The 25,768-nt window shown below is 55.6% G+C and carries 23 protein-coding genes; 19 read left to right on the top strand and 4 right to left on the bottom strand.

All coding sequences use genetic code 11. The annotated features are described in order from the left end of the window. Positions 1-45: 45 nt before the first annotated feature. From dcuB to JY391_RS20440, 4 genes are all read right to left on the bottom strand, one after another. Positions 46-1,386, bottom strand: coding sequence for an anaerobic C4-dicarboxylate transporter (gene dcuB / locus JY391_RS20455; protein WP_205612958.1), 1,341 nt, complete (start codon positions 1,384-1,386; stop codon positions 46-48). Positions 1,387-2,018: 632 nt separating this feature from the next. Continuing rightward, positions 2,019-2,738, bottom strand: coding sequence for a two-component system response regulator DcuR (gene dcuR / locus JY391_RS20450; RefSeq protein ID WP_042291022.1), 720 nt, complete (start codon positions 2,736-2,738; stop codon positions 2,019-2,021). Next, complete coding sequence (locus JY391_RS20445; protein ID WP_211934942.1) at positions 2,735-4,366, bottom strand: sensor histidine kinase; 1,632 nt, start codon at positions 4,364-4,366, stop codon at positions 2,735-2,737. Before JY391_RS20445 ends, dcuR begins: the two co-directional genes overlap by 4 nt. 120 nt (positions 4,367-4,486) lie before the next feature. Continuing rightward, positions 4,487-5,446, bottom strand: a complete 960-nt coding sequence (locus tag JY391_RS20440; protein ID WP_199957595.1) for a nickel/cobalt transporter — start codon at positions 5,444-5,446, stop codon at positions 4,487-4,489. Positions 5,447-5,658: 212 nt separating this feature from the next. Between JY391_RS20440 and JY391_RS20435 the strand changes: the two genes are divergently transcribed. The 19 genes from JY391_RS20435 to JY391_RS20345 all read left to right on the top strand — a co-directional run bounded on the left by JY391_RS20435 (position 5,659) and on the right by JY391_RS20345 (position 25,767). After that, a complete protein-coding gene (locus tag JY391_RS20435; protein WP_211934941.1) occupies positions 5,659-8,091 on the top strand; it encodes a DMSO/selenate family reductase complex A subunit in 2,433 nt (810 codons plus the stop codon). A gap of 13 nt (positions 8,092-8,104) precedes the next feature. Continuing rightward, positions 8,105-8,731 carry a DMSO/selenate family reductase complex B subunit gene (locus JY391_RS20430; protein WP_042291014.1) on the top strand — a complete coding sequence of 209 codons (627 nt, stop codon included), beginning with the start codon at positions 8,105-8,107 and terminating at the stop codon, positions 8,729-8,731. After that, complete coding sequence (locus tag JY391_RS20425; protein WP_199957594.1) at positions 8,724-9,494, top strand: dimethyl sulfoxide reductase anchor subunit family protein; 771 nt, start codon at positions 8,724-8,726, stop codon at positions 9,492-9,494. The genes JY391_RS20430 and JY391_RS20425 overlap by 8 nt, the downstream gene beginning before the upstream one ends. Before the next feature lie 90 nt (positions 9,495-9,584). Beyond that, a complete protein-coding gene (locus JY391_RS20420; RefSeq protein ID WP_211934940.1) occupies positions 9,585-10,181 on the top strand; it encodes a TorD/DmsD family molecular chaperone in 597 nt (198 codons plus the stop codon). 29 nt (positions 10,182-10,210) lie between these two features. Beyond that, positions 10,211-10,714, top strand: coding sequence for a ferredoxin-type protein NapF (napF, locus tag JY391_RS20415; protein ID WP_229264082.1), 504 nt, complete (start codon positions 10,211-10,213; stop codon positions 10,712-10,714). 453 nt (positions 10,715-11,167) lie between these two features. Continuing rightward, positions 11,168-11,698, top strand: coding sequence for a fimbrial protein (locus tag JY391_RS20410; RefSeq protein ID WP_060570369.1), 531 nt, complete (start codon positions 11,168-11,170; stop codon positions 11,696-11,698). A gap of 75 nt (positions 11,699-11,773) precedes the next feature. Continuing rightward, positions 11,774-12,322, top strand: a complete 549-nt coding sequence (locus JY391_RS20405) for a fimbrial protein (protein WP_211934938.1) — start codon at positions 11,774-11,776, stop codon at positions 12,320-12,322. A 63-nt stretch (positions 12,323-12,385) separates the two neighbouring features. Next, a complete protein-coding gene (locus JY391_RS20400) occupies positions 12,386-14,860 on the top strand; it encodes a fimbria/pilus outer membrane usher protein (RefSeq protein ID WP_211934937.1) in 2,475 nt (824 codons plus the stop codon). A gap of 43 nt (positions 14,861-14,903) precedes the next feature. Next, positions 14,904-15,647 carry a fimbrial biogenesis chaperone gene (locus tag JY391_RS20395; RefSeq protein ID WP_211934936.1) on the top strand — a complete coding sequence of 248 codons (744 nt, stop codon included), beginning with the start codon at positions 14,904-14,906 and terminating at the stop codon, positions 15,645-15,647. 18 nt (positions 15,648-15,665) lie between these two features. After that, on the top strand, positions 15,666-16,289 hold the full coding sequence (locus tag JY391_RS20390; RefSeq protein ID WP_211934935.1) for a fimbrial protein: 624 nt from the start codon (positions 15,666-15,668) through the stop codon (positions 16,287-16,289). Continuing rightward, positions 16,289-17,350: a fimbrial protein gene (locus JY391_RS20385; RefSeq protein WP_060570365.1), complete on the top strand. Its 1,062-nt coding sequence runs from the start codon at positions 16,289-16,291 to the stop codon at positions 17,348-17,350. The genes JY391_RS20390 and JY391_RS20385 overlap by 1 nt, the downstream gene beginning before the upstream one ends. 9 nt (positions 17,351-17,359) lie before the next feature. After that, positions 17,360-17,908: a fimbrial protein gene (locus JY391_RS20380; protein WP_060570364.1), complete on the top strand. Its 549-nt coding sequence runs from the start codon at positions 17,360-17,362 to the stop codon at positions 17,906-17,908. A 22-nt stretch (positions 17,909-17,930) separates the two neighbouring features. Further along, complete coding sequence (locus JY391_RS20375) at positions 17,931-18,590, top strand: helix-turn-helix domain-containing protein (RefSeq protein WP_060570363.1); 660 nt, start codon at positions 17,931-17,933, stop codon at positions 18,588-18,590. Between the two features lie 88 nt (positions 18,591-18,678). Further along, entirely contained in the window at positions 18,679-18,879 is a 201-nt protein-coding gene (locus JY391_RS20370; RefSeq protein WP_060570362.1) for a DUF4762 family protein, read from the top strand. A gap of 60 nt (positions 18,880-18,939) precedes the next feature. Next, a complete protein-coding gene (locus JY391_RS20365) occupies positions 18,940-19,611 on the top strand; it encodes a DsbA family protein (protein WP_211934934.1) in 672 nt (223 codons plus the stop codon). 5 nt (positions 19,612-19,616) lie between these two features. Beyond that, the gene (locus JY391_RS20360) at positions 19,617-20,567 is read left to right on the top strand and encodes an ABC transporter (RefSeq protein WP_211934933.1); all 951 of its coding nucleotides are present in this window, start codon (positions 19,617-19,619) and stop codon (positions 20,565-20,567) included. Positions 20,568-20,575: 8 nt separating this feature from the next. Then, positions 20,576-22,684, top strand: a complete 2,109-nt coding sequence (locus JY391_RS20355) for a peptidase domain-containing ABC transporter (RefSeq protein ID WP_211934932.1) — start codon at positions 20,576-20,578, stop codon at positions 22,682-22,684. Beyond that, positions 22,681-23,832, top strand: coding sequence for an efflux RND transporter periplasmic adaptor subunit (locus JY391_RS20350; protein WP_042290982.1), 1,152 nt, complete (start codon positions 22,681-22,683; stop codon positions 23,830-23,832). The genes JY391_RS20355 and JY391_RS20350 overlap by 4 nt, the downstream gene beginning before the upstream one ends. A gap of 3 nt (positions 23,833-23,835) precedes the next feature. Beyond that, complete coding sequence (locus JY391_RS20345) at positions 23,836-25,767, top strand: ABC transporter permease (RefSeq protein ID WP_211934931.1); 1,932 nt, start codon at positions 23,836-23,838, stop codon at positions 25,765-25,767. The last annotated feature ends 1 nt before the right edge of the window (position 25,768 follow it).

The following is a 25,768-nucleotide window of genomic DNA, read 5'->3' as shown; positions in this document are numbered from 1 at the left end:
TTATTAATCCCGCGCCGCCCGAAAAGGAGCGGCACGGGGGAACCTTTACAGGAATCCGTACATGGCGGCGAAGATCCAGCCAAACACGCAGGAAACGCTGACGCCAATCAAACCTGGCAAAATAAAGCTGTGGTTAATGACGAAGCGACCAATGCGCGTCGTACCGGAACGGTCGAACTGAATCGCCGCCAGATCGCTTGGATAGGTCGGCAGAATGTAGTAACCGTAGCACGCCGGCGCAGACGCTACGATATACGCCGGGTCAACGCCGATAGCCAGCGCCAGAGGAACGATAGCCGCCAGCGCCGCCGCCTGCGAGTTAACAAACTTGGAAACCAGCAGCAGGACAATGGCGTAGGCCCACGGATACTCTTTCACCATTTCACCGAGCACGCTTTCGATTTCGGTCATGTGCGCGCCGAACATGGTTTCCGCCATCCACGCGATCCCGTACACCGCCACAATGGCGATCATACCCGAGCGGAAGACTTCGTTTTTAGAGATTGAAGCGGGATTGGTTTTCGTCAGGATAATAATCAGCGCGCCGGTCAGCAGCATGAACATCTGAATGACCAGCACCATTGACAGCGGTTTTCCGTTAAACACCGGACGCAGCTCAGAGAAGGCGCCCAACAGCGCGACGACAGCAATAGCCGCCAGGAAGATCCACATCGCCAGCCAGTTGCTTTTCGGCAGTTTTTTGTCCAGCAGCGTGGCAGTGTCGCCATACACATAATGATGGTTTTCGGGTACGGAGATGAACTTCTGGAAATCTTCGTCTTTGTCCAGATCTTTACCGCGGAACCAGCTGAAAATCCCGATCGCCAGAATGCCCAGCAGGGTGGACGGAATGGTGATGGAGAGCAGGTCGAGGAACTCCAGGTGCTTACCGTTAAAGGTGAAGTTACCCAGCATAGCGACCAGCGAAACCACCGCTACGGATACCGGGCTGGCGATGATACCCATCTGCGCGCCGATGGAGCTGGCGGCCATAGGGCGTTCCGGGCGGATGTTATTCTTGATCGCCACGTCGTAGATGATCGGCAAAATGGTGTACACCACGTGGCCGGTACCGCAAAGAATGGTCAGCGTACAGGTCACAAACGGCGCGACAATAGAGACATATTTTGGGTTGCGGCGCAGCAGCTTTTCAGCAATCTGCAACATGACGTCCAGGCCGCCGGAAGCCTGTAGCGTTGCCGAGGCGGCGACCACGGCGATGATAACCAGCATGACATCGACAGGCGGTTTACCCGGCTGGAGATGGAAAACGAACACCAGAATGACCAGGCCAATACCGCCTAACAAACCCAGCGCGATACCGCCCTTTCTGGCACCATAAAACAAACATATTAATATTATTAGAAGTTGTATACTAAATAGCATTTATTTACCCTCGCGATAAAACTCATCAATTTTGATAAATCGATCACAGCCATGTTCTGTTTTTTGTGAATTGGGCGCAGAGCCTGGCGAATATGCGTTGCGTCTGAAACGTGATTAATTTCTAAACATTCGATAAGCATTCGTCATGTTTATGCGGACGATGCGAATCGGCTTTTATGATACTCAGGAAGCAGCGCTTCCCGGCGATGGGCAGGTTTGAAAAGGAGAGCAGAGGCAAGGCGTGTGCTTCTTGTTGTATCGTTATGAAATTTATGAACATCTACTCTGCTCACGAAATGCGCTTATCCTTAAGCTGCAGCATCGATTCCATTGCCACTGTTTATCTTTTTTTATTCGTCCGGTTATATTTCCAGACTACTCCTTTGTGGTTAAAAATACACACTCCACTGGTGAGTTAATACTTTATTAACTTTTGTTAGCGTTTTTGAAATTAAAAACAATGTGACCTCTGGCAATAATTTCGGCTCGAAAGAAATACGGCCAGCAAATTCATTTTGATCTGGCACAATGTATTCTCTTTCTTCTTTTTACTTTTACGTCCCCGATTTTTCATTATTGCAATAATTGTTACCAATAGATAACGTAATAATGGCCGACGGTGAATTTATCTTCTACTGGCAATATTGCTTAAGTAAAGAATAATGTTCTGCCTGAATACGGTAACGGTATACCGGACGGCCGGTCACGCCGTAATGGATGCTGGTGAACAGAATATGACAATTAACCAGCCAGATAAGGTATTTACGGCAGGAGACACGCGAAATATTCACCGCGTTGGCCAGTTCGTCGGTGGAAAACTCATAATCCTGATGGGCGTCTATCCACTGGCAGAGCGTGCGCAGGGTTTGCGGCGTCAGCCCTTTCGGCAGGCGGCGGGTGTCCTGCTCGTTTGACGCGCTGCCGTGGATCAACTGGTCCAGTTCCGACTGCTCGAAATACTGGTGCTTATCCATGTCCCGTTTCTTTTGCAGCCAGCCGGTCAGCGCTTCTTCAAAGCGCGATGCCTGGAAGGGTTTGATCAGATAATCCACCACCCCGTAGTGCAGCGAATCCTTAATGGTGGCGGCATCGGCGGCGGAGGAGATGACGATGACGTCACTTTTACAACCGGCGGCATGCAGGAGAGGGAGCAGATCCAGCCCGTTCTCTTTTTGCAGGTAGATATCCAGCAAAATCAGATCGATGTGGGTGTCACTGTCAAAAATAACCTCTTTGGCTTTCGCCAGCGTCGGGGCGGTGCCACAGCACTGAAAGCCGGGGATCTGCGCGACATAACGGCGGTTTAACTCCGCAACCATCGCATCGTCATCGATAATAAAGACATTGATCATGTGCTGGCCCTCTCCCCATCCCAGGGTATTTGTACGAAAAATTGTGTGAAAACGCCGGGTTCGGATTCCACGAAAATATTGCCGCCAAGACTTTCAACCTGTTGTTTAACAAGCGCTAAACCTACGCCGCGTCCAGTTCCTTTAGACGAGACGCCTTTTTCGAAAATCGAGTCAATACGCTCCGGCGTAATGCCCGGACCGTCGTCGTTGACCTCACAATGTAGCCAGCCATTGCGATAGTATAAGGAGACGCTGATTTCGCCTCCTGGCTGTTCCGCTAACGCGTCGAGCGCGTTTTCAATTAAATTTCCGAGCACGGTGATCAATACCGCAACCTGATTTTCATTACCACTGTCCGGCAATTGGCTGTCGTGGCTAATCAGCAGTTTGTGCCCCGCATCGGAGGTGCGATTAATCTTACTGAGTAAAAATCCGGCGATCACCGGTGATTTTATTTTACCCAGTAGCGAGCCGATTTCTTCCTGATAGTTATTCGCAGTCTTTATAATATAGTCTTCAAGTTGCTTATAACGCTTCAGATGTAACAAACCCAGAATCACATGCAATTTATTCATAAATTCGTGGGAGCGTTCACGGAGTGAGTCGGCATAGTTAACCATACCGTCGAGCCGCTGCATAAGCTGGCGGACCTCGGTTTTGTCCCTGAAGGTGGAGATCGCGCCGATAATTTTCCCGTTGCTGCGCACCGGTACGGTGTTGATCAGCAGCAGCCGATCTTTAATGTTGATTTCCTCGTCGCGATGGGGCGTGCCGTCGCGCAGCACTTCCGTTAAATCCACCACCTGCGACCAGGCATGGCTGAGCGTGGACAACTGCGCGTCATCTGGTGATTTGCGGTAGCTGAGCAGTTCCTGCGCGGCCGCGTTGATTAGCGTGACTTCGCCGCTGGCGTCTACGGCAATTACCCCTTCTTTTATGGATTGCAACATCGCCTGGCGCTGCTCGAAGAGGGTAGAGATTTCATACGGCTCAAGTCCAAAAAGGATGCGCTTAAGCACCTTCACCAGCACCCACGTCCCCAGCAGGCCAACCAGCACGCCAAAGAGTATCGACCAGATAATGCTGCCGCGACTGTCATTGATTTGCTCAGTCACCCGGCTCAGTTCAAGGCCTATCGCCACCACGCCAATCTGCCGGTGTTGCTCGTCATATATGGGGGTAAAAACGCGCAGCGCTTTGGCGAGAAAGCCACGATTGATGGCGACATTCTCTTTGCCATCCAGCGCCAGCAAAATATCGTCGCCCTTAAACGGCTGCCCTATACGCTGGGCCTCGGGATGGGAATAGCGCAGGCTTTGCATGTCGGTCACGACGATAAACAGCATGTCGTTTCGCTTGCGCACCGCTTCGGCGATGGCCTGAATCCCGCTCTCCTCGGGTTTTTTCATCAACCCCTGACGAATTTCCGGAGAATCGGCCAGCGTTCGCGCCACCGCCAGCGCTTTATCAGCCAATGCTTCCCGCGTCATGTGGCTGATTTGCGAGAAGTAAATCAGGTGTACCACCAGCAGCACGGAAAACAGGACGGCGCTGACCATCAAAATCACCGTCGTACCGAGTTTCATCGGCCGTTTACGCAGCTTGCGGTAGGGCAGGGGGTATCTCATGGTGGTCCCGGATTCACAATTCGTGGGGTTATTATCCCTATTGAGACGCGTAATTCAAAGGTGGTGGGGAAAAAGCGCAGGGTCTGGAGTCACTATCAGATATTTTCTGCGCCCTGCAGGTTAACAACCGGCGGCGATATAGTCACCGTTCGCGCTAATCGGGATCACCGTTAAAAACAACACGGCGGCAAAGAGGATCAGCAGCACGCCGCCGATGATTTTTACCGCGGGCGCGAGCCATTTCGCCACGGGATGGCCTGTACCAAACCAGGCCAATGTCTGACTACGCGCATAGCGTACCGCCAGCGACAATCCCATGATCGACAGCGCGGTGCCAAAGGACATGGTCATGACCGCGGCGATCCCCCAACTGATAATGCCGAGGGCATTGGAAAAAAGCAGGATCATGATGGCGCCGCTGCAGGGGCGGGCGCCGATGGCGAGAATTACGCCCAGACGGGTTTTCCAGTTGCTGTCCGTCAGGTCGCGTCCCACTCCGTGATGACCACATCCGCACTTCTCATTATGGAGATGCTGGGGCGTTAAGCGCGTAAAACCTGTAAAGGTGACGGGACGCAGGGACAGAAATGCCTGATAAATCAGAAATCCGCCAAAACCGGCGATTAACACGGCGCTGATTTTCTCGACATACCAGCGGCTGGTACTGAGATCGCCTGAGGCGAAGTTAAAGCCTATCGCCAGAATAAACACGAACAGAATCGCGCTCACCCCCTGCATCAGGCTGCCTATAAACGGCACAACCCGCGCGGCCAGCAAACTCTCTTTATTGGTGCTCAGATACGTGGTGACGATGAATTTCCCATGCCCCGGGCCCACCGCATGCAGCACGCCATAGATAAACGCGCCGATCAGCAGCCAGAACCCGCCGCTGTACTGATGATTATTTAACTGGAGCAGGTACATCACCAGATAACGGTGCAGCGTGATTTGCGCTGCCAGACACCACTGAATAAACGCCCCCCAGTGTAGATGCAGGGTATATCCCATGATCAACAGCGTCAGGGTCAGGAGCCCGGCCAGCGTCAGACGTCGCGAGGGGGTGCGTTGTAACAGGGACATAATTAAACCCGGTGATGAATACGTAAAAAGTATAACTGCTGCTATTCGCTAAAGGGAAATTTCTCGCTAAGCCGCGCGGAATCTGAGGGGAAGATTATTTCGTCTGGGATTTTTCGCTTGATCATAGTCAATCGTCTGACAAGCATACTCCTTTGTGATGAGAATTGATTACTTATTAATAATAACTATGGATGCAATGTGGGAAATAAAACATGGAAATAAAAGAGTGGCTCAACGCCAAATTGTCCCGACGAGATGCCGTCACCGGCACGGCGAAAGTGGGTGCCGCTGTTGCCCTGAGTAACGCGATAACCCTTCCCTTTTCGACCTCTGCCCACGCCGACACCCCTTCCGATGCGACACCCGCCGCAAATGGCGAAACCGTCCGCCATAGCGCTTGCCTCGTTAACTGCGGCAGCCGCTGCCCGCTAAAGGTGATCGTTAAAGACGATCGTATCGTACGTATCGAACCGGAAGATGCGAAAGACGACGCGATCTTTGGCGAGCACCAGATACGTCCCTGCCTGCGCGGCCGTTCCAGCCGCTGGCGCGTCTATAGCCCGGATCGCATTAAGTATCCGATGAAGCGCGTGGGTAAACGTGGCGAAGGAAAATTCAAACGTATTTCCTGGGACGAAGCGACCGCCTTTATCGCTGCGGAAATGAAGCGCGTGACGGAGAAATATGGCCGCGAAGCGATTTACTATAATTATCAGTCCGGCGCGTACTATCACACCCAGGGATCGCCAGCGTGGAAGCGTCTGCTTAACCTTACCGGCGGCTATCTGAACTATCACAACACCTACTCCACCGCGCAAATCGCCACTGCGACGCCTTACACCCACGGCACCTACGTGGGCAGCCACTTCACCCAAATAGCCCATTCCGATCTGGTGGTGCTGTTTGGCCTTAACCTGTCTGAAACGCGTATGTCCGGCGGTGGGCAGGTGGAAGAACTGCGTCGCGCGCTGGAGACCTCTAAAGCGCGAGTAGTCATTATCGATCCTCGCTATACCGACTCTGTGGTGACGGAACATGCGGAATGGCTGCCGATTCGCCCGACCACCGATGCCGCGCTGGTGGCCGGTATCGCCCATACGCTGATTAGCGAGCAGCTTATTGATGAAGCGCAGGTTAATAAATACTGCGTCGGCTACGACAGCAGTACGCTACCGGAAGGCGCGGCGCCGAATGCCAGCTATAAAGATTACGTGCTGGGCACTGGCGATGACGGGATAGCGAAAACGCCAGAGTGGGCGGCGGACATCACCGGTATTCCGGCGGCGCGCATCCGCCAACTGGCGCGGGATATCGCCTCGGCGCGCGCCTGCTACATTTGTCAGGGATGGGGACCGCAGCGTCACGCCAATGGCGAACAGACCGTGCGCGCGATCCAGACGCTACCCGCGTTAACCGGCCATTTCGGCCTGCCGGGCACCAATAATGGTAACTGGCCATACGGTACACCGTACGGCGTACCGCTGTTGCCGATTCTGACCAACCCGGTAAAAACCTCCATTCCCTGTTATCTGTGGACCGACGCCATTCAAAGTCCGGAGAAAATGACCGCCACCACGATGGGGGTGAAAAACGCCGAGCGGCTAAAAACCGGTATCAAATTATTCTTTAATCAGGCCGGTAATACCCTGCTGAATCAGCACGGTGAAACCAACCGTACGCGTAAAATCCTCGCTGACGAAACGCTGTGCGAAACTATTATCGTCATTGAAAACCATATGACGCCGAGCGCGAAGTACGCCGATATCCTGCTCCCGGAAACCAGCTATCTGGAAGCGGAAGATCTGGTTGACAGTTCTTACGCGGCAGGGTCGCACAACTATATGATCGCCCTCCAAAAAACGGTGACCCCGATGTGGGAAGTGCGCAGCACCTATGACATTTGCGCCGAGATTGCCGGACACCTGGGGCTGCGCGAGGAATATACCGAAGGGCGAACCCAGGCGCAGTGGGCGGAAATGCATTATCAGCAGATCCGCGAAAAGCGTCCGTATCTGCCGGAGTGGTCGGTGGCGAAAGAGATGGGCGTGATCGATCAGCGCGTCGCGACAGAAAAACAAAGCCTGGCGTTTGCCGACTTCCGCGCCGATGCCGAGGCGAACCCGCTGACCACGCCATCCGGGAAGATCGAGATTTATTCTCAGGCGCTGGCGGATCTGGAGAAAGCCTGGACACTACCGGAAGGCGATCGTATTCCGGCGATTCCGGAGTTCTGCGTGGTAAAAGAGTCGCACCTGAACAAGGCGTTGACGGCAAAATACCCGCTCCAGTTGAGCGGCTTCCATACCAAAGGCCATACCCACTCTACCTATACCAACGTGCTGATGCTGCATGAAGCGGTTCCGGACGAAGTGTGGATCAACCCGATCGACGCTAACGCGCGTCAGCTTAAGTCCGGCGACCTGGTGCATGTGTTTAACGATCGCGGGACCGTGGCGATCCCTTGCAAGGTAACGCAGCGCATTCTGCCGGGCGTAGTGGCGATGCCGCAGGGCGCGTGGACCCGGCTGGACAGCAATGGCGTGGACGTTGGCGGGTGCATCAACACTCTGACCAGCCATTTGCCGTCGCCGCTGGCGAAAGGGAATCCACAGCATACCAACCTGGTCGACATCAAACGCGCTTAAGGAGTGAACCACAATGAAACAGTATGGCTTTTACGTTGACTCCTCGCGCTGCTCCGGCTGTAAAACCTGCCAGGTCAGCTGCAAGGATAACAAAGATCTGGACGTCGGCCCGAAATTCCGTCGCGTGTATGAATACGGCGGCGGCAGTTGGGTGAAAGAGGGCGAAAGCTGGCACAACGACACCTTTACCTATTATCTCTCTATTGCCTGCAACCATTGCGACGAGCCGGTGTGCGTCTCTGGTTGTCCGACCGGGGCGATGCACAAGCGTGAAGAGGACGGTCTGGTGCTGGTGGATGATAGCGTCTGCGTGGGCTGCCGATATTGCGAAATGCGTTGCCCGTACGGCGCGCCGCAGTTCGATGCGCAGGCGAAAGTCATGCGCAAGTGCGACGGCTGTCTCGACCGCCTGGAGCGTAATCTGCGCCCGATCTGTGTGGAGTCCTGCCCGCAGCGCGCGCTGGATTTTGGTCCGATCGACGAGCTGCGCGCGAAATATGGCAGTGAAAACGAAATCGCGCCGCTGCCGTCCGCGTCGTTTACCCATCCTAACCTGATTATTAAGCCGCACCCGAAGGCGCGCGCGTCGGGGGACAAGGAAGGGGCAATTGTGAACATGGGGGAGGTGCGCCATGCATGAGTTACCGCTGGTCTTTTTTACCGTCTTTACCCAAAGCGCGGTTGGGGCGTTTATTCTGCTGCTGATCGGCGGCACGCTCGGGCAGATTGACGCCCGACGAATGGCGGTGGGGCTGTTTTCCGTCATGTGTCTGTTTGGTGTTGGCGTCCTGCTGGGGATCTTCCATGTCGGCCAGCCGCTGCGCGCGCTGAATATGCTGCTGCGTGTCGGGCATTCGCCAATGAGCAATGAAATCGTGCTGTCGGCGGTGTTTGCTACGCTGGGCGGGTTGGGGTCCCTCGGGCTGCTGCTCAACCGTGGCACCGCGTTGTGTAAGGGACTGGTGTGGCTGGCGGCGATCGTCGGCGTGGTCTTTATTCTGGCGATTCCGCAGATCTACCAGTTGCCAACGGTAGTGACGTGGCGCTCCTCTTATACCACCGTGATGATGGTGCTGACGCCGCTCATTGGCGGCGGTATTCTCGCCGGGCTGTTTGGTTTGCGCCTGGGACTGTTGATCAGCGTGCTGGCGATCCTCGTCAGCTTCTGTCTGCGTCCTGGCTATATGTCGACGCTTATGAGCGCTGACGGCGCCCTGACCGCGGCGCAAGCCAGTTGGTTCACCGCGCAGGCGGTGCTGCTGGCGGCGGGTATCGTGGGCGTGGTTGTCTGGTCGCGACTGAAAACGAACGTAGCGGTTCTCGCGGCGACGGCGCTGGTGGTGATCGCCGCGGAGTTAGTTGGCCGTATCGCGTTCTACAATCTCTGGACGTTGCCGATGTAACCCTACCTGTCAGGCCTGCGGCGCTAACCTGTGGGCCTGACAAGCGTAGCGCCAACAGGCAATACTCAGGCATTTTTCAGGAGCTTTACTATGCCAACCCGTGCCGTATTACCGCGTATCCTCGGCGCACTGTTTTACTGGTCGCCGGAAAAGCCAGACGTCAAGGCGCTTATCGACTGTCTGCCGACGCTGCCGGAGCTGTATCCGTGGCGCGATCTGACGCCGATCTCACGTTTATGCGCCGACTGGCCGCAGCCCGACGCGGACGCGCTGGCCTGGCAGTTTTCGGTCCTGTTTGAAGGGCAGGGCGACATGCCTGTACCGCCCTGGGGATCGGTCTGGCTGGAGCGAGATAACCTGCTGATGGGCGACACAACCGCAGAATACCGTGCGTTTTTACAGTCTCACGGTATGGCCTTTGACGCCCGCCATACCGAACCGGAAGATCAGTTCGGACTGATGCTGCTGGCCTGCAGCGCGCTGCTTGAGCAGGGAAATGACGCCGCCGCGAATACGCTGCTGGAAACACATTTACTGCCGTGGGGGTATCGCTATCTCGCGCTGCTGCATGCCAACGCAATCAGTCCGTTCTATTCCCGTCTTGCTGCGGTGGCGGAATGTTATCTGCGGGACGTTGAACAGCAGCAGGCGTTGCAACCGCCAGCGAAACGGCTTTATTTCGGATGAATAAATCGGAGAAATATTATCAGGAACTGATGACTCACCGGCACGTGAGCCGCCGGGGACTGTTTCGCGCCTTCGTCAGCGCGGCAAAACATACCGCGCCCGAAGATGCCTCTTTTCACCTTTCCCACTCTCTGCCACCGGGCGCGTTGCCAGACGCGCTTTTTAGCGTGCAATGTACCCGCTGTCATCACTGTATTGATGCCTGCCCGATGGGCATTCTGTCGCCGCACGACGATGGCTTCCCACAGCTGGCAATTGACTACGCCAGCTGCGACGGCTGCGGGTTGTGCATCGCCGCCTGCACCTCCGGCGCGCTGCGTCCACAAATGCGTCCGGACACTGGTTTGCGTCCCGTGTTTCACGACGCCTGCGTAAACCCGGCGCGCGCCTGTAATCAGTGTGTGGAGGCGTGCCCGGAACAGGCCTGCTCTATCAGCGCCAGCGGTGTCCCCACGGTGGATGCCGAACGCTGTAACGGCTGCGGAGAATGCCGTGTGCAGTGCGGTTACGATGCCGTTAGGCTGGAGCGATAGGGGGTGAAATAAGCGAGGATGTTCCTGAATTAAACGTTATTCATCGCGTTTCCGCTTATTCACGAGTGTTTTTAAAAAAATTATTTCTGCCGTTTATATGAATTATCCTAAGTCTTTTTTTTATGTCTTAGGAATATTCCCGCCTCGATTCCTCATGTGTTTAGGATTATTCACACAATTTCGCGAGATATAACATCCTGTTTTTTGTTTTTGCGAGTTATCAATGCGTATCTTTTCCATAGCAAATGTAGTGCTTTGTGGTGAATTTTTGATTTGATAGCATTTTGCACAGTTCGAAGGAATGGCGGTAATTAAGATTGAATAATTTCAACTTTAATTATTACCAGAACATTTCCGGAACAAAACCAAGAGTTGTTTTCTACAGAGCGAAATATCGATCGCGACGTGATGACTCTTTATTTCTCAGGATATTGGTACAAACAGGATATTGTTATGAAACTGAATAAAGTTGCTATGGCTGTTGCTTTCACTGCTGCTCTGGGCTCTATGTCGGTATTAGCTGACACGACGAATGGCCAGATCGAATTTCAGGGTGAACTGGTGAATACCGCCTGCGGTCTGGCGCCAGGTTCCAGCCCGGTTGTTGTTGATTTTGGTCAGATCCCTGTTTCTGCACTGGCAAACGGTGCGCGCGCCGGTAACGTGCATCAGAACATCGAACTGCAGCACTGCGACACCACCGTCGCTTCTACCGCAGAAGTGTCTTACAACCCGACCAGCGTGAACCCGACTGATGCCACTCTCGCAGCCTTCACTTCCGGCACCGCGTCTGGCGCAGGTATCGGCCTGCGCGACAGCGCCAGCCAGGACGTGGTCTGGGGCCAGGCGACTACCCCGGTTCAGCTGGTTAACGGCACCAATACCATTCCGTTTGTGGCTTATGTGAAAGCAGAAAGCGCGAGCGCGACCGTGGCGGCTGGTTCCTTCCAGTCAACGGTTAACTTCGAGATTGCTTACCAGTAATCCATTTGCAGGTCTGAGTGCGGGAGCGATTCCCGCACTTATTTCAGCGCGTTATTCGTACCAGGGAGGGACAACATGAAATCAGGCAACGCAGGCGTTATTTCGCTGTATTTGTGTGCTCTGGTGGCATCGGCTTCTGCTTCAGGTGCAACCGTGACGCCGGGAAAATTAGCCATGAGCGGTGAGCTCATTGAAGCCGCTTGCAGTCTGGACCCGACAAGCCGCGATGTGGAAGTCGAATTTGGCAATGTGTCTGCCAGCCAGATTAACCGCAATGATGAAGGCAATATTACGCGGCCATTTCGGGTACGCCTTACCGGTTGCTCGATTGTAAAAAGAGGCAATGACGGTTCGCTGTATCCTTATGCCTCAGTCACTTTTATTGGCAGCGCGGCGGCATCCGATCCGACTACATTATTAATTAGCGGCAAGGCGGACGGTTTTGGCATTCAGCTGCGTGACAGCCACGGTGAAATATTAACGCTTGGGCAGCCTTCCCGGGGATATGAACTGAGCGACAGTGATAACGATTTAAAATTTACCGCATCACTGGTGCCGGTAGAGAAATATATAAAGGCGGGTGAATTTACAGCCGTTGCGCAATTTTTTATGGATTACAACTAACAAAATAACAATAACGTAGCGGGAAGCAGGACGTTTTTTACGGATTTATTCGGGATGAAAATCATGTCGGTAAAATTAAAAACAAAGATAACGATAATAGCCCTTCATGTGATGAGCTGCTGCTATGCGGCACCGGTGTGGGCGGAAGAAAGCGTTGAATTTAATACCGATGTCCTGGATGCTGCAGATCGTACGCGTATCGATCTGTCGCGCTTTGCGACGGACAACTACGTTACCCCTGGCGACTACCTGTTAGATATTCGTATCAATGGCCAGCCGGTGGGGCAGGAGAAGATTCGTTATATTGATGCTCCCGAAGGCAAACGCACGCTGCCGTGCATTAATGGCGACCTGCTGGACAAACTGGCGCTGAAAGAAGACGCGCGTATGCAGGTTACTCAGGTGTATGAAAACTGCTATTCACTGCAAAGCCTGCCGGGGGCGAAATTAAGCAACTATGCCGGCGTACTGGAGATCACAGTGCCGCAGGCGTGGATGAAATATAACGATCCTGACTGGACGCCTCCCGAACGCTGGGATCAGGGCATCGCCGGGCTGATTTTTGACTACAGCCTCAACGGGCAGATTACCCGTCAGTTCACCGATGATAAAAACTACAGTTCGCTGTCAGGTTATGGGCAGGCGGGCGCCAACATTGGCGGCTGGCGTGTGCGTGGCGAGTATCAGACAAGCTACTACAGCCAGAACCATCAGTTTGATTTCGACTGGAACCAAATCTACGCCTACCGCCCGCTGCCGATGATGGCGGCGAAGCTGACGCTCGGTGAGATCTACCTGAATTCGCAGGTGTTCGATACGGTGCGTTTCACCGGGATCAACCTCGCCAGCGATGAGCGGATGCTGCCGCCAGCGCTACAGGGCTATGCCCCCGAAATTCACGGTATCGCCCGTACCAACGCCAAAGTCACCGTCAGCCAGAGCGGGCGCGTTATCTATGAAACCACCGTACCCGCCGGTCCGTTTAATATTCAGGATCTGCGCAGTTCGGTGCGCGGTACGCTCGATGTGCGCGTGGAAGAACAGGACGGATCGGTTTCTACCTTCCAGGTGAACACCGCCAATATTCCGTACCTGACGCGTCCGGGCTATGTGCGCTACAACATTTCGGGCGGTACGCCGTCGCGCTACAACCATAAGCTTCAGGGGCCAACCTTCTTCTCCGGCGATTTCTCCTGGGGGGTCAGCAACGCGTGGTCGCTGTACGGCGGCCTGCAATCCTCCGGTGAAGAATACACCGCCGCCTCGCTGGGTATTGGCCGCGATCTTAACCTGCTGGGCGCCATATCGGTTGACGCCACCGAGTCGTGGAGCCGCACGCGGGAAGGCGATCGCAAGAAAGGCACCTCTTACAAATTGAGCTACGCGAAAACGTTTGATGAGTACCACAGCTCCATCACCTTCGCGGGCTACCGCTTCTCGCAGGAAGATTTCCGCTCAATGGCGCAATACCTCGATGAGCGCTACGAAGGCTATGACCACCTGGGCCGCGAAAAAGAGCTTTATACCATTACCGGGAATAAAACGTTCTGGGCTGACGAACCGGGCAAAGCGACTACGGTCTTCCTGACCTGGACGCATCAGAATTACTGGGATAAGCGCAGCCAGGACCGTTACGGCATGTCGGTGGGACGCTCTTTCCGTATTGGAAACATTAACGGTATTACCGCCAATCTCTCTGCTTATCGTACGGACTATAAAGGGCGTAAAGATGACTCTATCTCATTTTCCCTGTCAGTACCGGTGGGCGACAACCGATGGGCGGGGCTGGATGTGCAGACCAACAACGGCAAAACCAGCCCGATGGCCTCCTATTCCGACAACAGCGACTTCAACAATCTGTGGCGTATTCGCGCAGGCGCCAGCCAGCAAGGCAACGCCAGCGTTGACGGTTATTACAACCATCGCTCGCAGGTGGCGGAAATTAATACCAACGCCAGCTATCGCCAGAATGAATACATGGCGCTGAGCACCACGTTACGTGGCGGCTTTACGGCGACCCGACACGGCGCGGCGATGCATAACAGCGGTGCGACGCTGAACACCGCGCGGGTGATGGTCGACACCAACGGTATTGGCGGCGTCCCGCTCAACGGCGAGAAGTCGCGCACCAATCGCTTTGGTATCGCCGTGGTGCCGGACGTGGTGAGTTACAACAGCTTCGACACCCGCGTGGATGTGGATGCAATGGCCAGCGATATCGAACCGTCGAAAGCCATCAGCACCACGACGCTTACCGAAGGGGCGATTGGTTATCAGGCCTTCGGCATGGCGAAAGGGATGAAGATGATGGGCACGCTGCGCCTCGCGGATAACAGCGTCCCGCCGTTCGGCGCGGAAGTGTATAACGCCGACGGCGTCAGCGTCGCGATGGTGCTGGAAGACGGCAAAGCCTGGCTTGCCGGGGTCAATGCCAACGAAACACTGAACGTGATGTGGGGCGGCAAAAAGCAGTGCCAGATCACGATACCGCCGGGAGCGGCAGAGGGACGTGCGGACGCGCTATTGCCGTGCCGCTAACGCCGGAATGAACGAGCTATCTCACTGTAATAAAAGGCCAAAAATGAGCAAAAAAAGACATAACGGATACCTGCTGGCGGCGTTAGCGCTGTGCACAGTCGGCGGCTATGCGCAGGCAGGCGTCTCGCTGGATCGGACCCGCGTGATTATTACGGAGAAAGATGCGTCATCAAGCGCCAATCTGAGCAACACCAGCCCGGACGTCCCGTTCCTCGCCCAGTCATGGGTGGAAGATGAGAAGGGGAACAAGATCACGTCGCCGCTGCTGGTGTTACCTCCGCTACAGCGGATCAACGGTGGGCAGAAAGGGATCGCGCGCGTGACCAAAACCGACGGTATCGAAAAGCTGCCGAAGGACAGAGAGAGCCTGTTCTATCTCAACGTCCGGGAGATCCCGCCGAAGCCGGACAAACCGAACACGCTACAGCTGGCGATGCAGTCGCGCATCAAGCTGTTTTACCGCCCGGCGGCGGTGATCCCGAAGTCAAAAAGCGAAGTCTGGCAGGATCAGGTGGTGTTCCATAAGAACGGCAGCAAGATGACGGCAGAGAACCCGACGCCTTACTACATCACCATCCTTGGCTTGTCGAAAGGCGCCGGGCAAAAGATCACTAAATTTCCGGGGATCATGATCGCGCCGAAGTCCAGCAAGCAGTTTGATATCACGGACTCAAGCGTCAATCAGTTCTCAATGATGTTCGTGAATGACTACGGCGGTCATCCGGAACTGAAATTCCGTTGCGATGGCAACACCTGTAAAGCGTTGCCGCCTGCTCAACAGGGTTAATCAAGAAGGAATCTGACAATGCAAAATCCTTTTCCATGTATTGCCCTTCTGGCGATGGGCGTGACGTTTTCCATCTGGGCGGACGTACCGGTACAGCCGCAGCATAACGCTCAGGAGCAGGTTGGCGAAGACAGCGGCATTGTCCGGTTTCACGGCTCGGTGTATGCCTCTCCCTGCGTGTTTATGACACAGGGACGTATCCAGGACGTCGAACTGGGTGAAATCAGCGCCCAGCGTTTTCATCAGGCGGGCGATCGCAGCCAGCCGGTGCGCTTCAAGCTGTATCTGAAAGATTGCCTGAAAGGGGCGTCACAGGCGCGGGGAAGCCTGGCTTCCCGTACCACCGGCGAAGACTGGCGCGCCTGGACGACCGGCGAGCAGGCGGTGCAACTGACGTTTGTTGGTGAGGCGGATGTGAATAATACGCAACTGCTGCGCACCACCGGTACCACCCGCGGCGCGGGTGTTCGCCTGCTGGATAAAAGCGGCAATGCGCTGGACGTCGGGCAGACCCATGCCCCCTGGCTGATTAAAAACGGCGACAGCGAGCTGAGCTTTATGGCGGCGCTGGAGTCTACCGGCACCCACGTCAGCGCCGGTGAGTTTAGTAGCCTGGTGCGCCTGAAGATGGAGTATCTGTAATGAATGTATCAGGCCTGTTGCGCCGCAAAGCGTCGGCTGTACTGGTGGCTTGCGCACTCGGGATGCCGGGAGCCGCATGGTCGGCGGTGGATGGCGAAATTGAGCCGGTCGGCGGCACTTATGACTATATGGTCAACATTAACAATACGAACATTACCAATAATCAGCCAGGGTCAACCTATACGGATACGTTTGACCTGGCCGGGATGTTCCAGGGCCGCGCTTACTGTTCTGTGCCGATGACGAATCAGGCGGTGTACTACACGGCGCAGGCGACGTTAACCCAGCAGGGGAGCAACCCGGATTATCTGAAGCTCAATGACTATATGGACGTCAAAATTGAGATCTATATCGGCGGAACGGTGCGGGACTATAAAGTGGTTCCGTTTACAGGTCTGTCCAACGGGATTGAGCAAAACTATTGCAACGTGCCGAGTACGATTCTGGATAACGAGTTTGCTTCCGGGGCTAAGGGAAGGGTGACCTTTATGATCACCAAACCCATTATCAACGGCGTGAACTTACAGGGGTCAGAAATCGCTAAGCTGTTTGGGCGTCTCGGGCCAGGGGCCATCGGCGGCACGCCGTTATCGCGCATTACCATCGCCTCCGGGGTGATCACCGTACCGGATAAGTGCGTGGTGAACCAGGGGACGCCGATTGTCGTTGATTTCGGCACTATTCCGGGCACCGGCAGCGCGCTGGACGGCAATAATTTCAGCCAGCACGTGCCGATTCACGTGAAGTGCGAAGGCGGCAGCTTTTCCCAGGGGGCGCTGAATATCAAGCTTGGTATCCAGCAGCCTAACCCGGCCTTCACGGACGGCTCGTACCTGAGCACGCAGGGCACCGGCGGCGTCGATCGTTCGATGCTGGGTATTGCGCTGCGCGACGCTCAGCGCAATCTCATTAAGCCGAACACCTTTTATAACGTGCCCGGATTTGCGAATAACGAGGGCGACTGGAATCTGGTTGCCGCACCGATCGCCCAAAGCGCGACGTCGACAGTTCCGGAAGGCGAATTTCACGCGTCGGCCACGGTCGTGGCTGAATTCCAGTAAGGAGGGAATATGCAGCGCATTATGATGATCCTCGCCTGTTTCGTGACGACGCTTATCACCCCCTCCGCATGGGCGCTGGGGCAGCTGATCGGCGGCGATTTGAGCTTTAAGGGTGTGGTGATGGCCTATCCGTGCAGCATCGCGCCTGAGTCAGAGCGGGTGCCGGTCGACTTTGGCAACATATCAACCAAGTCTTTGTACATTAACGGCAAAACGGTCCCCGTGCCCTTCACCATCAAGCTTCAGGGCTGTACCCCGAGCGTTTTTAACAGCGTAACGGTGACGTTCAGCGGGACGGCTAACCCTAATCTCGCGGATCGGTTGGCGATCAGCGCCACCGCGCCAGGCAACGCAAGTGGCGTGGGTATTGGTCTGCTGGAGGCCGACGACACCCCGGTACAGCTGAACGCCGCCACGACTCCGGTGGCCATTAACGACACGATTTTACGGCTGAACTTTCAGGCGTTCGTTGAAGCGGAGCCAGATGCCTTAGCAAACGGAACCCTTACCACCGGGCCATTTACCGCGACGGCGAATTACACATTGAGCTATCAGTAGCGCGTCAACAGGGATTTGAGGCATGGTGTATCAGTGTTTTCTTTATGATAAGAATTTCTTTTATTCGCAAGGCTTAAAAACGGTAATTGCCCGTTTAGTCGGCGAGCAGGCTGAGACGCAATATTCCTTAACCGATGATTACGCCCAGCTGATTTCTGTGCTCCAGACAAAAGTCGATGATCATCATCGACTGCTGATTCTTTGCGATCTTGACAGTTTGCCGCAAGAGCGTTTTCGCGCGCTGCAACTGATGAAAGATTTTTATCAGCAGGAAGATAAAAGTCTGGTGATTTTATTGAGCGAGCATAATTTGCCGCTGTTTTTTGCGCTCTATACCATATTGCCGAGTGCGCACTGGTTATTGAAAAGTGAAAATATCGACAATATCGGTCCCTTTTTTCAGGATCTGTTTGATAAAGGCCATCGGGGATGCTGCTTTAGCCACTCGCTGGTGAACTACACACGGCAAAAACTGCACAACAGGGAAGAAGATTACACCATTTCCGGTAATGAATGGTGGCTGATGGAAGAAATATTTAAAGGGAAATCATTGTCGCAGATTTCCGATGAAGTGAACGTGGACGTGCGTCGCCTGAGTTATATCAAGCGCCATTTAATGAAGCGGTTGAATATCCGCAACAATATTGCCCTGTTCGCGGCGTTTAAGGGAATTATGCCCTGAGCGTGTGGAAAATTTTTGGCGAACGCTTTCGCCGAATTCCCGGTGCAAATGAATGCACCTTATTAAACCTTAATGAAGGAAAACAGAAATGAAAACATTAACTGCGATCGAAGCTGCAATGGTTGTGGGCGGAACCTGCAAAACCTGCGAAACAACCTATCAGAACGTGACTATCGGTGGCGTAACCTCCTGTAAGGAACTGACGACCTGCACCGACAAACACGGCAGCACCACGACCATGAAAGATGCTGACTCCAGCAAATGTGGCGGTATCCCGAACCGTTTCTAATCGGGCTCAGCCTGGGGGAGGACATGCCCCCAGGCTTTTCTTTTCCGTGGCGAGAATGTTATGGCGACGCATTTTAAACGTATTACCCTTATTGGTTATTCACTGTTTCTCATCGTGATCTCTTCGCTGATGACGGTGCTTTGTTATCATATTTTTGTTTTCAAAACATTTTCAGCGGATGATTCTCAAACGCAGGCGTTTCGTGAAGTCAGCGTTGAGCAGGTGGCGAACAGCCCGATAAAAGAAGAGCGCAGTATTATTGAAGTTATGTCCTACGGTTGCCATTACTGTGCGGCAAACGAAGATAACCTCGCTGAATTTAGCCGGTCGTTACCGCCCGGCGGCACATTTACCTCTATTCACATCGCCGGTGATAATAACGGTCTGGCGGCGTACGCGCCGTTATTCGCCACGCTGGAAGTTATGGGCATTGAAAAGCAGGTGCGCGACAGCGCTTATAATGCGGTGATAACGCGTGGTGTCGATCTGGCGGATAACAATGCGCTGCAAGGCTGGCTGGTTAAAAATAATATCGATACGACGAAATTCAATACAGTCCGTCAGAGCGAGGCTGTAAAAAAACGCCTCAGCGAAATGGCGGCAATTACCGAACATTATGCGATTAACGCTACGCCAATATTTATTATCAATAAACGTTATGTGGTGGCGCAGGATCGGGAGTTTCCGCAATTTGCCCAGCGGATGCAGCAGTTGCTTAAAGAGGATAAATAGTCTCCGTGGTCAGGTTTTTTATTATCTGGAGCGTCTTTAGCATCCGCAACCGTCTGGGGCAAGTGCGCCGCCTGCGCCGGGAACTGTCCCGGGCGGCGATGTTTGCGCTGCGGAAAATTCTGCGCTACGGATACCTCCCCGCGGTGCTGGCAGTGGCGAAGGGGCTTTGCGCCCTGCGTCTGGCGGGACGCTCGTTTCGCTGTCAACACGCGGTGGCCAATGAAAACGCACGCTGTCTGACAGGGTATTCGGGGCGCGTGGACGCCGTATGGATAGCTGTCCGCCGTCGTTTGCTGGAAGAAGCCGCTACCTGGGGGCAGAGTCCGGCGCTGCTGCGACAGATTCGCGCCTGCGCGGCGCAGCTCGACGCTGTGGTCGCGCCGCTGCATCAACAAAACACGCCTTATATTCTGGCGCCGCTGCATACGGTCTCGGACGTGCTGGCGGCGATGGTTGGCGCCTGCGTCACGCCGGGAAGCGCCAGTGTGGTGGTCTCTGCAAGCGCGGAACTCTATAACGCCCAGACCCGCGCGCTGGGGGGCGTCGCGCTTTCGTACTGCTCAATTCACCAGGAAAACAAAGCGCTGGCAGGCGATCTGATGACGCTCATTACGGATGTCGCCTGCGGTCGGCAAAACATGATCATATTTCCCGATATCTCGCCCGACTATACCTTGCAGGCCGAAGGTGCGCTGGCGGCGAAATTGCCGTGCCGTTTATTTGACCGCAGCGCGAAGCTGCACAACGGCGTGGTTCGTCTTTCCGCGGTGATCAAGGCCCAGGTGGTGTTTTACCACCTGAGTTACGACAACGGCCTGCGTATCCACATTCATCCTCCGGTCGCCAGCCGCGACGTCGCGCAGACGCTGCCGGGAATTATTGAGTCCACCCTGCGCGACTATCCGCAGGAGTGGCTGCTCTGGCACAGCCATTCTCTCTATTTTATTAATCACTAATTATAAAAATGAAAACCACCATCCCGAATCAGATCTTTCAGGAAGAAACCAACGAATGCGGCCTGGCGTGCGTGGCGATGCTGGCGCAGACGCAGGGGAAAACCGTTTCGCTGGAGACGTTGCGCGACATTTTTCCGGCGTCCGATCACGGCACGTCGCTGGATACGCTGATGACAATTCTGGCGCGGCTGGGCATTGCCACCACGCCGGTCCTGTTTGAGCATCACGAACTGAATGACCTGCCGCTGCCGGCTATTCTGCACTACGGCGCCAGCCATTACGTTCTGCTGGCCTGGCGTAAGGGGAATCAAGTGTGCGTGATGAACCCGGCGATTGGCGAACAGTGGTTGCCGTTTTCCGCGCTGAAACAGGAGATCAGCGGCTATGCGTTGATTGTCGAACCGGATCGACCGCTGGAGGCCGATCCTGGCCTGTCGTTACCGGATGAGATGCAGACTGCGCCACGCGCCATGAGTATGCAGGAAACCGCGGCGGTGCCGGGGATTTACCGGCTGATGTTATTGACCTTCCTGGTTTCCCTCACGCTGTTTCTGATGCCGACAATGGTCAGCAACGCCATTAATCAGGCGTTTTCCAGCGTCGGGAACAGCGATTTTCCCTACGGCTGGTTTATCCTGGCGTTTATGGTTTCCTCGCTGATGGCGCTGGGCGTACGGGTGATTAGCGAGCGTTTCATTAAACGCTTTGTGTTGATCCACAGCGGGGTTGGATTTTCCCGTCTGCTCAGCAATCCGCTGCGCTTCTTTGAAAAACGCGCGCCGGGGGAGATCTTCAGCCGCTTCACCGCCTGGCAGGTGGGTCTGCTGCAAAAGATTGAACTGGATAACGGTCTGCGTTCCGACTGGGTGATCTGCGTTATTGCGCTGGCGGTGATGTTCTGGATCGCCCCGGTACTGGCGGCGATCTCGGCGGTGGGGGTGACGGTGATGGGGATCATCAGCGTCTGGGCGGTGATCCGCGACCGCTGGTTCACGCAGCAGTTGCAGCTTAAAAGCGCCACCCTGAACGACTTCTTTATGGAGACTATCCAGGGCATTTTGACCGTCAAAACCGCAGGGCTGGAAGGCCAGCGGCAAGGGCAGTTTGCAGCGTTCAGCCGCGATCTTTTTTCCTGCCTGCAGCGCCAGAAAGTCTATCAGCAGGTTAAAGAGGGGTTGTATCAACTGACTGGCAGTCTGGAAATGGTGGTGTTTATGCTGGTGGTGCTGCCGATGGTACACAGCAAACTCATCTCGCTGGGCGACTTTTTTGCCTACAGCTTTCTGCGCCAGATCTTTACCTCTTACGTGACGCGGATTTTCTACGGCATTATTCAAAAAACCCAGCTCAACGTTATTGATACCCGCGCCCATAGCCTGTTTGCCCGCAGAGACGAAGCCGAGCCCGTGCCGTTGACCCCGGCGCTGCCGTCAGGCGCGGTGCCCACGCTTCACTTTGATGCCCTGCGCTACGATTACGATCCGGCGAGGCCGATTCTGAACGGAGTATCGTTCACCCTGAACGCCGGAGAGCAGATGGCGATCGTCGGCGAGTCCGGGACCGGAAAGAGTACCCTGTTGCGGCTGATCGCCGGACTGCTGGCACCTCAGGCGGGCGGCTGTTATGCCGGCGAAACGCGCCTGTCTCCGGAATTGCTCACGCGGCTTGTCTGTCTGCAAAGCCAGGAGGACATCCTGTTTAACGCCTCGGTGCGGGAAAACATCACTTTGTTTGACGCACAGTACCGTGAACGCGACCGCGGACGCATTGAGGCGCTGCTTGATTCCCTCGCGCTGGGTGACGTGGTGCGCGGGCTGCCAGGCGGTGTTGACGCCCTGATTCGGGAAAGCCACGCGGCGCTTTCTCTTGGGCAACGTCAGCGCTTGTTGCTGGCGCGGGCGCTGTACAGTACGCGTCCGGTGTTGCTGCTCGACGAACCGACCGCGAATCTTGACGACGACACGGCGGCGACCGTGATGGAGACGCTCCGCCGTCACTGTCACGAAACCGGTAAATCATTGATTGTTGTAACCCACAGCGAACAGGTACTGTCGCATTTTCCGCGCGTTTATCAGCTTATTGCAGGCCAGTTGCGCCCTCTGGAGGCCGATGTATGACGCGTAAAACCCGCTGGATGTTGGCTGCTTTCGGACTGGTGTTTGTCGTCGCCAGCAGCGTGGCGTGGACGACGCTGGCCTCTGACTCTCCCGATGAACACCTGGCGCTGGAAACCATTGGTACAGGGGATATCGAAAAAGTCGTGCTGGTCACCGGCGTCCTGAAACCGGCGGTGCAGGTCAACGTTGGGGCGCAGGTCAACGGACAGCTTCGCAAGCTGTACGTGCGTCAGGGCGACAAGGTAAAAAAAGGGCAACTGCTGGCGGAGATCGACCCGACCATTCAGGAGTCTGACCTTAACAACGCCCACGCGCAGCTTGCCAGCGCCAAAGCGCAAAAGCTGTCGGCGCAGGCGACCCTGTTACGTTATCGCCAGGAGCTTAACCGTCAGCGGATGATGATGCGCGACGGCTCTGGCGTGCGCAGTGAATTTGAGCAGGCGCAGGCGCAGTACGACGCGCAGGTGCAGCAGATCGCTGTGAGCGATGCGCAGATTGTACAGGCGGAGATGGCGGTGAAATCCGCGCAGGCTAACCTGAGCTATACCCGCATCGTCGCCCCGATCGACGGCGAAGTATTGGGGATTGTGACCCGGGAAGGGCAGACCATCGTCTCCTCGCAAACCGCGCCGACCATCCTGGTGCTGGCGAATCTCGACACCATGCAGGTGCAAACGCGGATTTCAGAGGCGGACGTGCAGAAGATCCGCCCCGGTCAGCCGCTGCGTTTCTACGTCATTGCCAACCCGGAAAAACGCTATAGCAGCACGATGGGCTTTGTTCAGCCCGCGCCGCAGGAGGCGCTGGAGGCGTCCGGGGAAAACAGAATGGGCGGCAATCAGCAGGCGATGGCGGTCTACTACACCGGAACGTTTGAAGTGCCTAACGCGGAGCGCGAGCTCAAAACGTCAATGACGGCGCAGGTGTTTATCCAGATTGCGAAAGCCAAAAACGTTCTGCGCGTACCGGTCGCCGCGCTGGGACAGGCACAGGACACCGAGCGTTACGCCATTACCACTTATGAGAATGGCAAAACGCGCACCCGCATCATCCGTATCGGCATTAATGACAGGCAGTATGCTGAAGTGCTGGAGGGGTTAACGGCGGGTGAACAGGTGGTGCTGGCGCAGGATGCAGGGCGGGGATAGCGGATGGAGCCGATTATCGTTTTACGTCAGGTTTGCCGCGCGTTTAACGCCGGAACGCAGGTGCTTCCGGTTCTCAGCGATATTTCACTGACCCTTCACGCCGGCGAGATGGTGGCGATTGTCGGGGCGTCCGGGTCGGGGAAATCCACGCTAATGAACATTATTGGCTGCCTCGACAAACCCACGTCCGGTGAAGTGCTGATTAACGGCACGCCGGTGCATGAGGCCGACGAACTGCGCCTGGCAGACCTTCGCAGCCGCTATCTGGGTTTTATTTTTCAACGCTACCACCTGATGCCGTATCTGACCGCAGAAGAGAACATCGCGATTCCTGCGCTTTATACCGCCATGCCGGAGCCAGAGCGTAAAGCCCGTATACAGCGACTGGCGCGCCAGCTCGGTCTGGAGAACCGCCTGCAACATCGGCCTGCTCAGCTTTCCGGCGGTCAGCAGCAGCGTGTGAGCGTCTGCAGGGCGCTGATTAACGGCGCCCATATCATTCTGGCCGATGAGCCGACTGGCGCCCTCGACAGCGTGAGCGGTAAGGCGTTGATGGATGTACTGCATCAGCTGCATACCGCCGGGCACACGGTGATTATCGTGACCCATGACCGCGACGTGGCCCGTCAGGCGCAGCGCATTATTGAAATCAGCGACGGGCGGATCATCAGCGATGAACAGCATGTCGCTGTCAGGCTGGCTTCGGCGTTACCGGATCAGGACAACGGACGCGCGTCGTTAGGGCGCAGTCTGCATGAGTCGGTACGCATGGCGTGGCGATCGTTGCTTGGGCACCGGATGCGGGCCTTTCTCTCAATGCTCGGGATTATCATCGGTATTGCGTCAGTCGTGTCGTCGATGGCCGTTGGCGAAGGGGCGCGTCAGGCGATCATGAGCGAAATCGGCAAGCTGGGAAGCACCACGCTGGAGATCCGTCCTGGAACGGGATGGGGCAGCAAACGCCCGGATATGGAACGCGCGCTGTCGCTGGACGATGTGCGGAGTTTACAAGCGCTGCCGTGGATTATGGGCGTCTCGCCAGTGGTGAGCAGCACCACGCTCGCGGTCCGCAAGGGGCTGGATTCTTCGCTGATGCTTTCCGGCGTGTCGCAGGACTTCTTCTCGCTGCAGGGATTGCGCTTCGTCGAGGGAAATGGTTTTACCGCGCGTGACGTCGCCGAAGGCGAACCGGTGCTCATCCTTGATGAAACCGGACGCGATACGCTGTTTCCCGGCGGTGAAAACGCCCTCGGCGAGATCGTGCAAATTGCCGGTGCGCCGTGGCGGGTCATTGGTGTTGCCACCCGCCCTGGCCCGAAAGTGGTTGGCGGCTTTATGGCGGCCTGGGCGCCGCATACGGCCTTACAGCAGCGACTAACCGGCGAGAAACCGCTGGAGTCGTTGATCGCGCGTTTTCAGCCGACGCTGGAACCGCATGACGCGGCGCAGCGCGCGGAACGGCATCTGCTGCGTGAGCATGGCAGAAAAGACTTCTTTATCCAGACCGACGATCAGCTGGCAAACGCCCTGCAAAAAACCTCCGACTCTATGTCGCTGTTGATCACCGCAATCGCCGCTATTTCGCTGTTGGTGGGCGGCGTGGGGGTGATGAACATCATGTTGGTTTCGGTGACCGAGCGTACCCATGAGATCGGTATTCGCCTGTCCGTGGGCGCAAGGCCGTCAGACATTATGAATCAGTTTCTGATCGAGGCGGTGATGATCTGCGCTCTCGGCGGCCTGCTCGGGGTAATGGGCTCGTGGGTGGCAGGGCATATCTTCGCTGTCGCCACCGACGCCTTCACGATGGTCTTTACCGCCTTTCCGGTGCTGATGGCGTGTGGGTTTTCCGCGCTTATAGGTCTGACGTTTGGCTATTTCCCGGCGCGCAGAGCGGCTCGCCTTAACCCGACAGAGGCGCTGGCACGCGAATGAC

It is taken from the genome of Citrobacter sedlakii (assembly GCF_018128425.1).
In the GTDB taxonomy this organism is placed as follows: Bacteria; Pseudomonadota; Gammaproteobacteria; order Enterobacterales; family Enterobacteriaceae; genus Citrobacter_A; species Citrobacter_A sedlakii.
The sequence above is the reverse complement of the archived record's forward strand: the minus strand, read 5'-3'. Positions and strand labels throughout refer to the sequence as shown.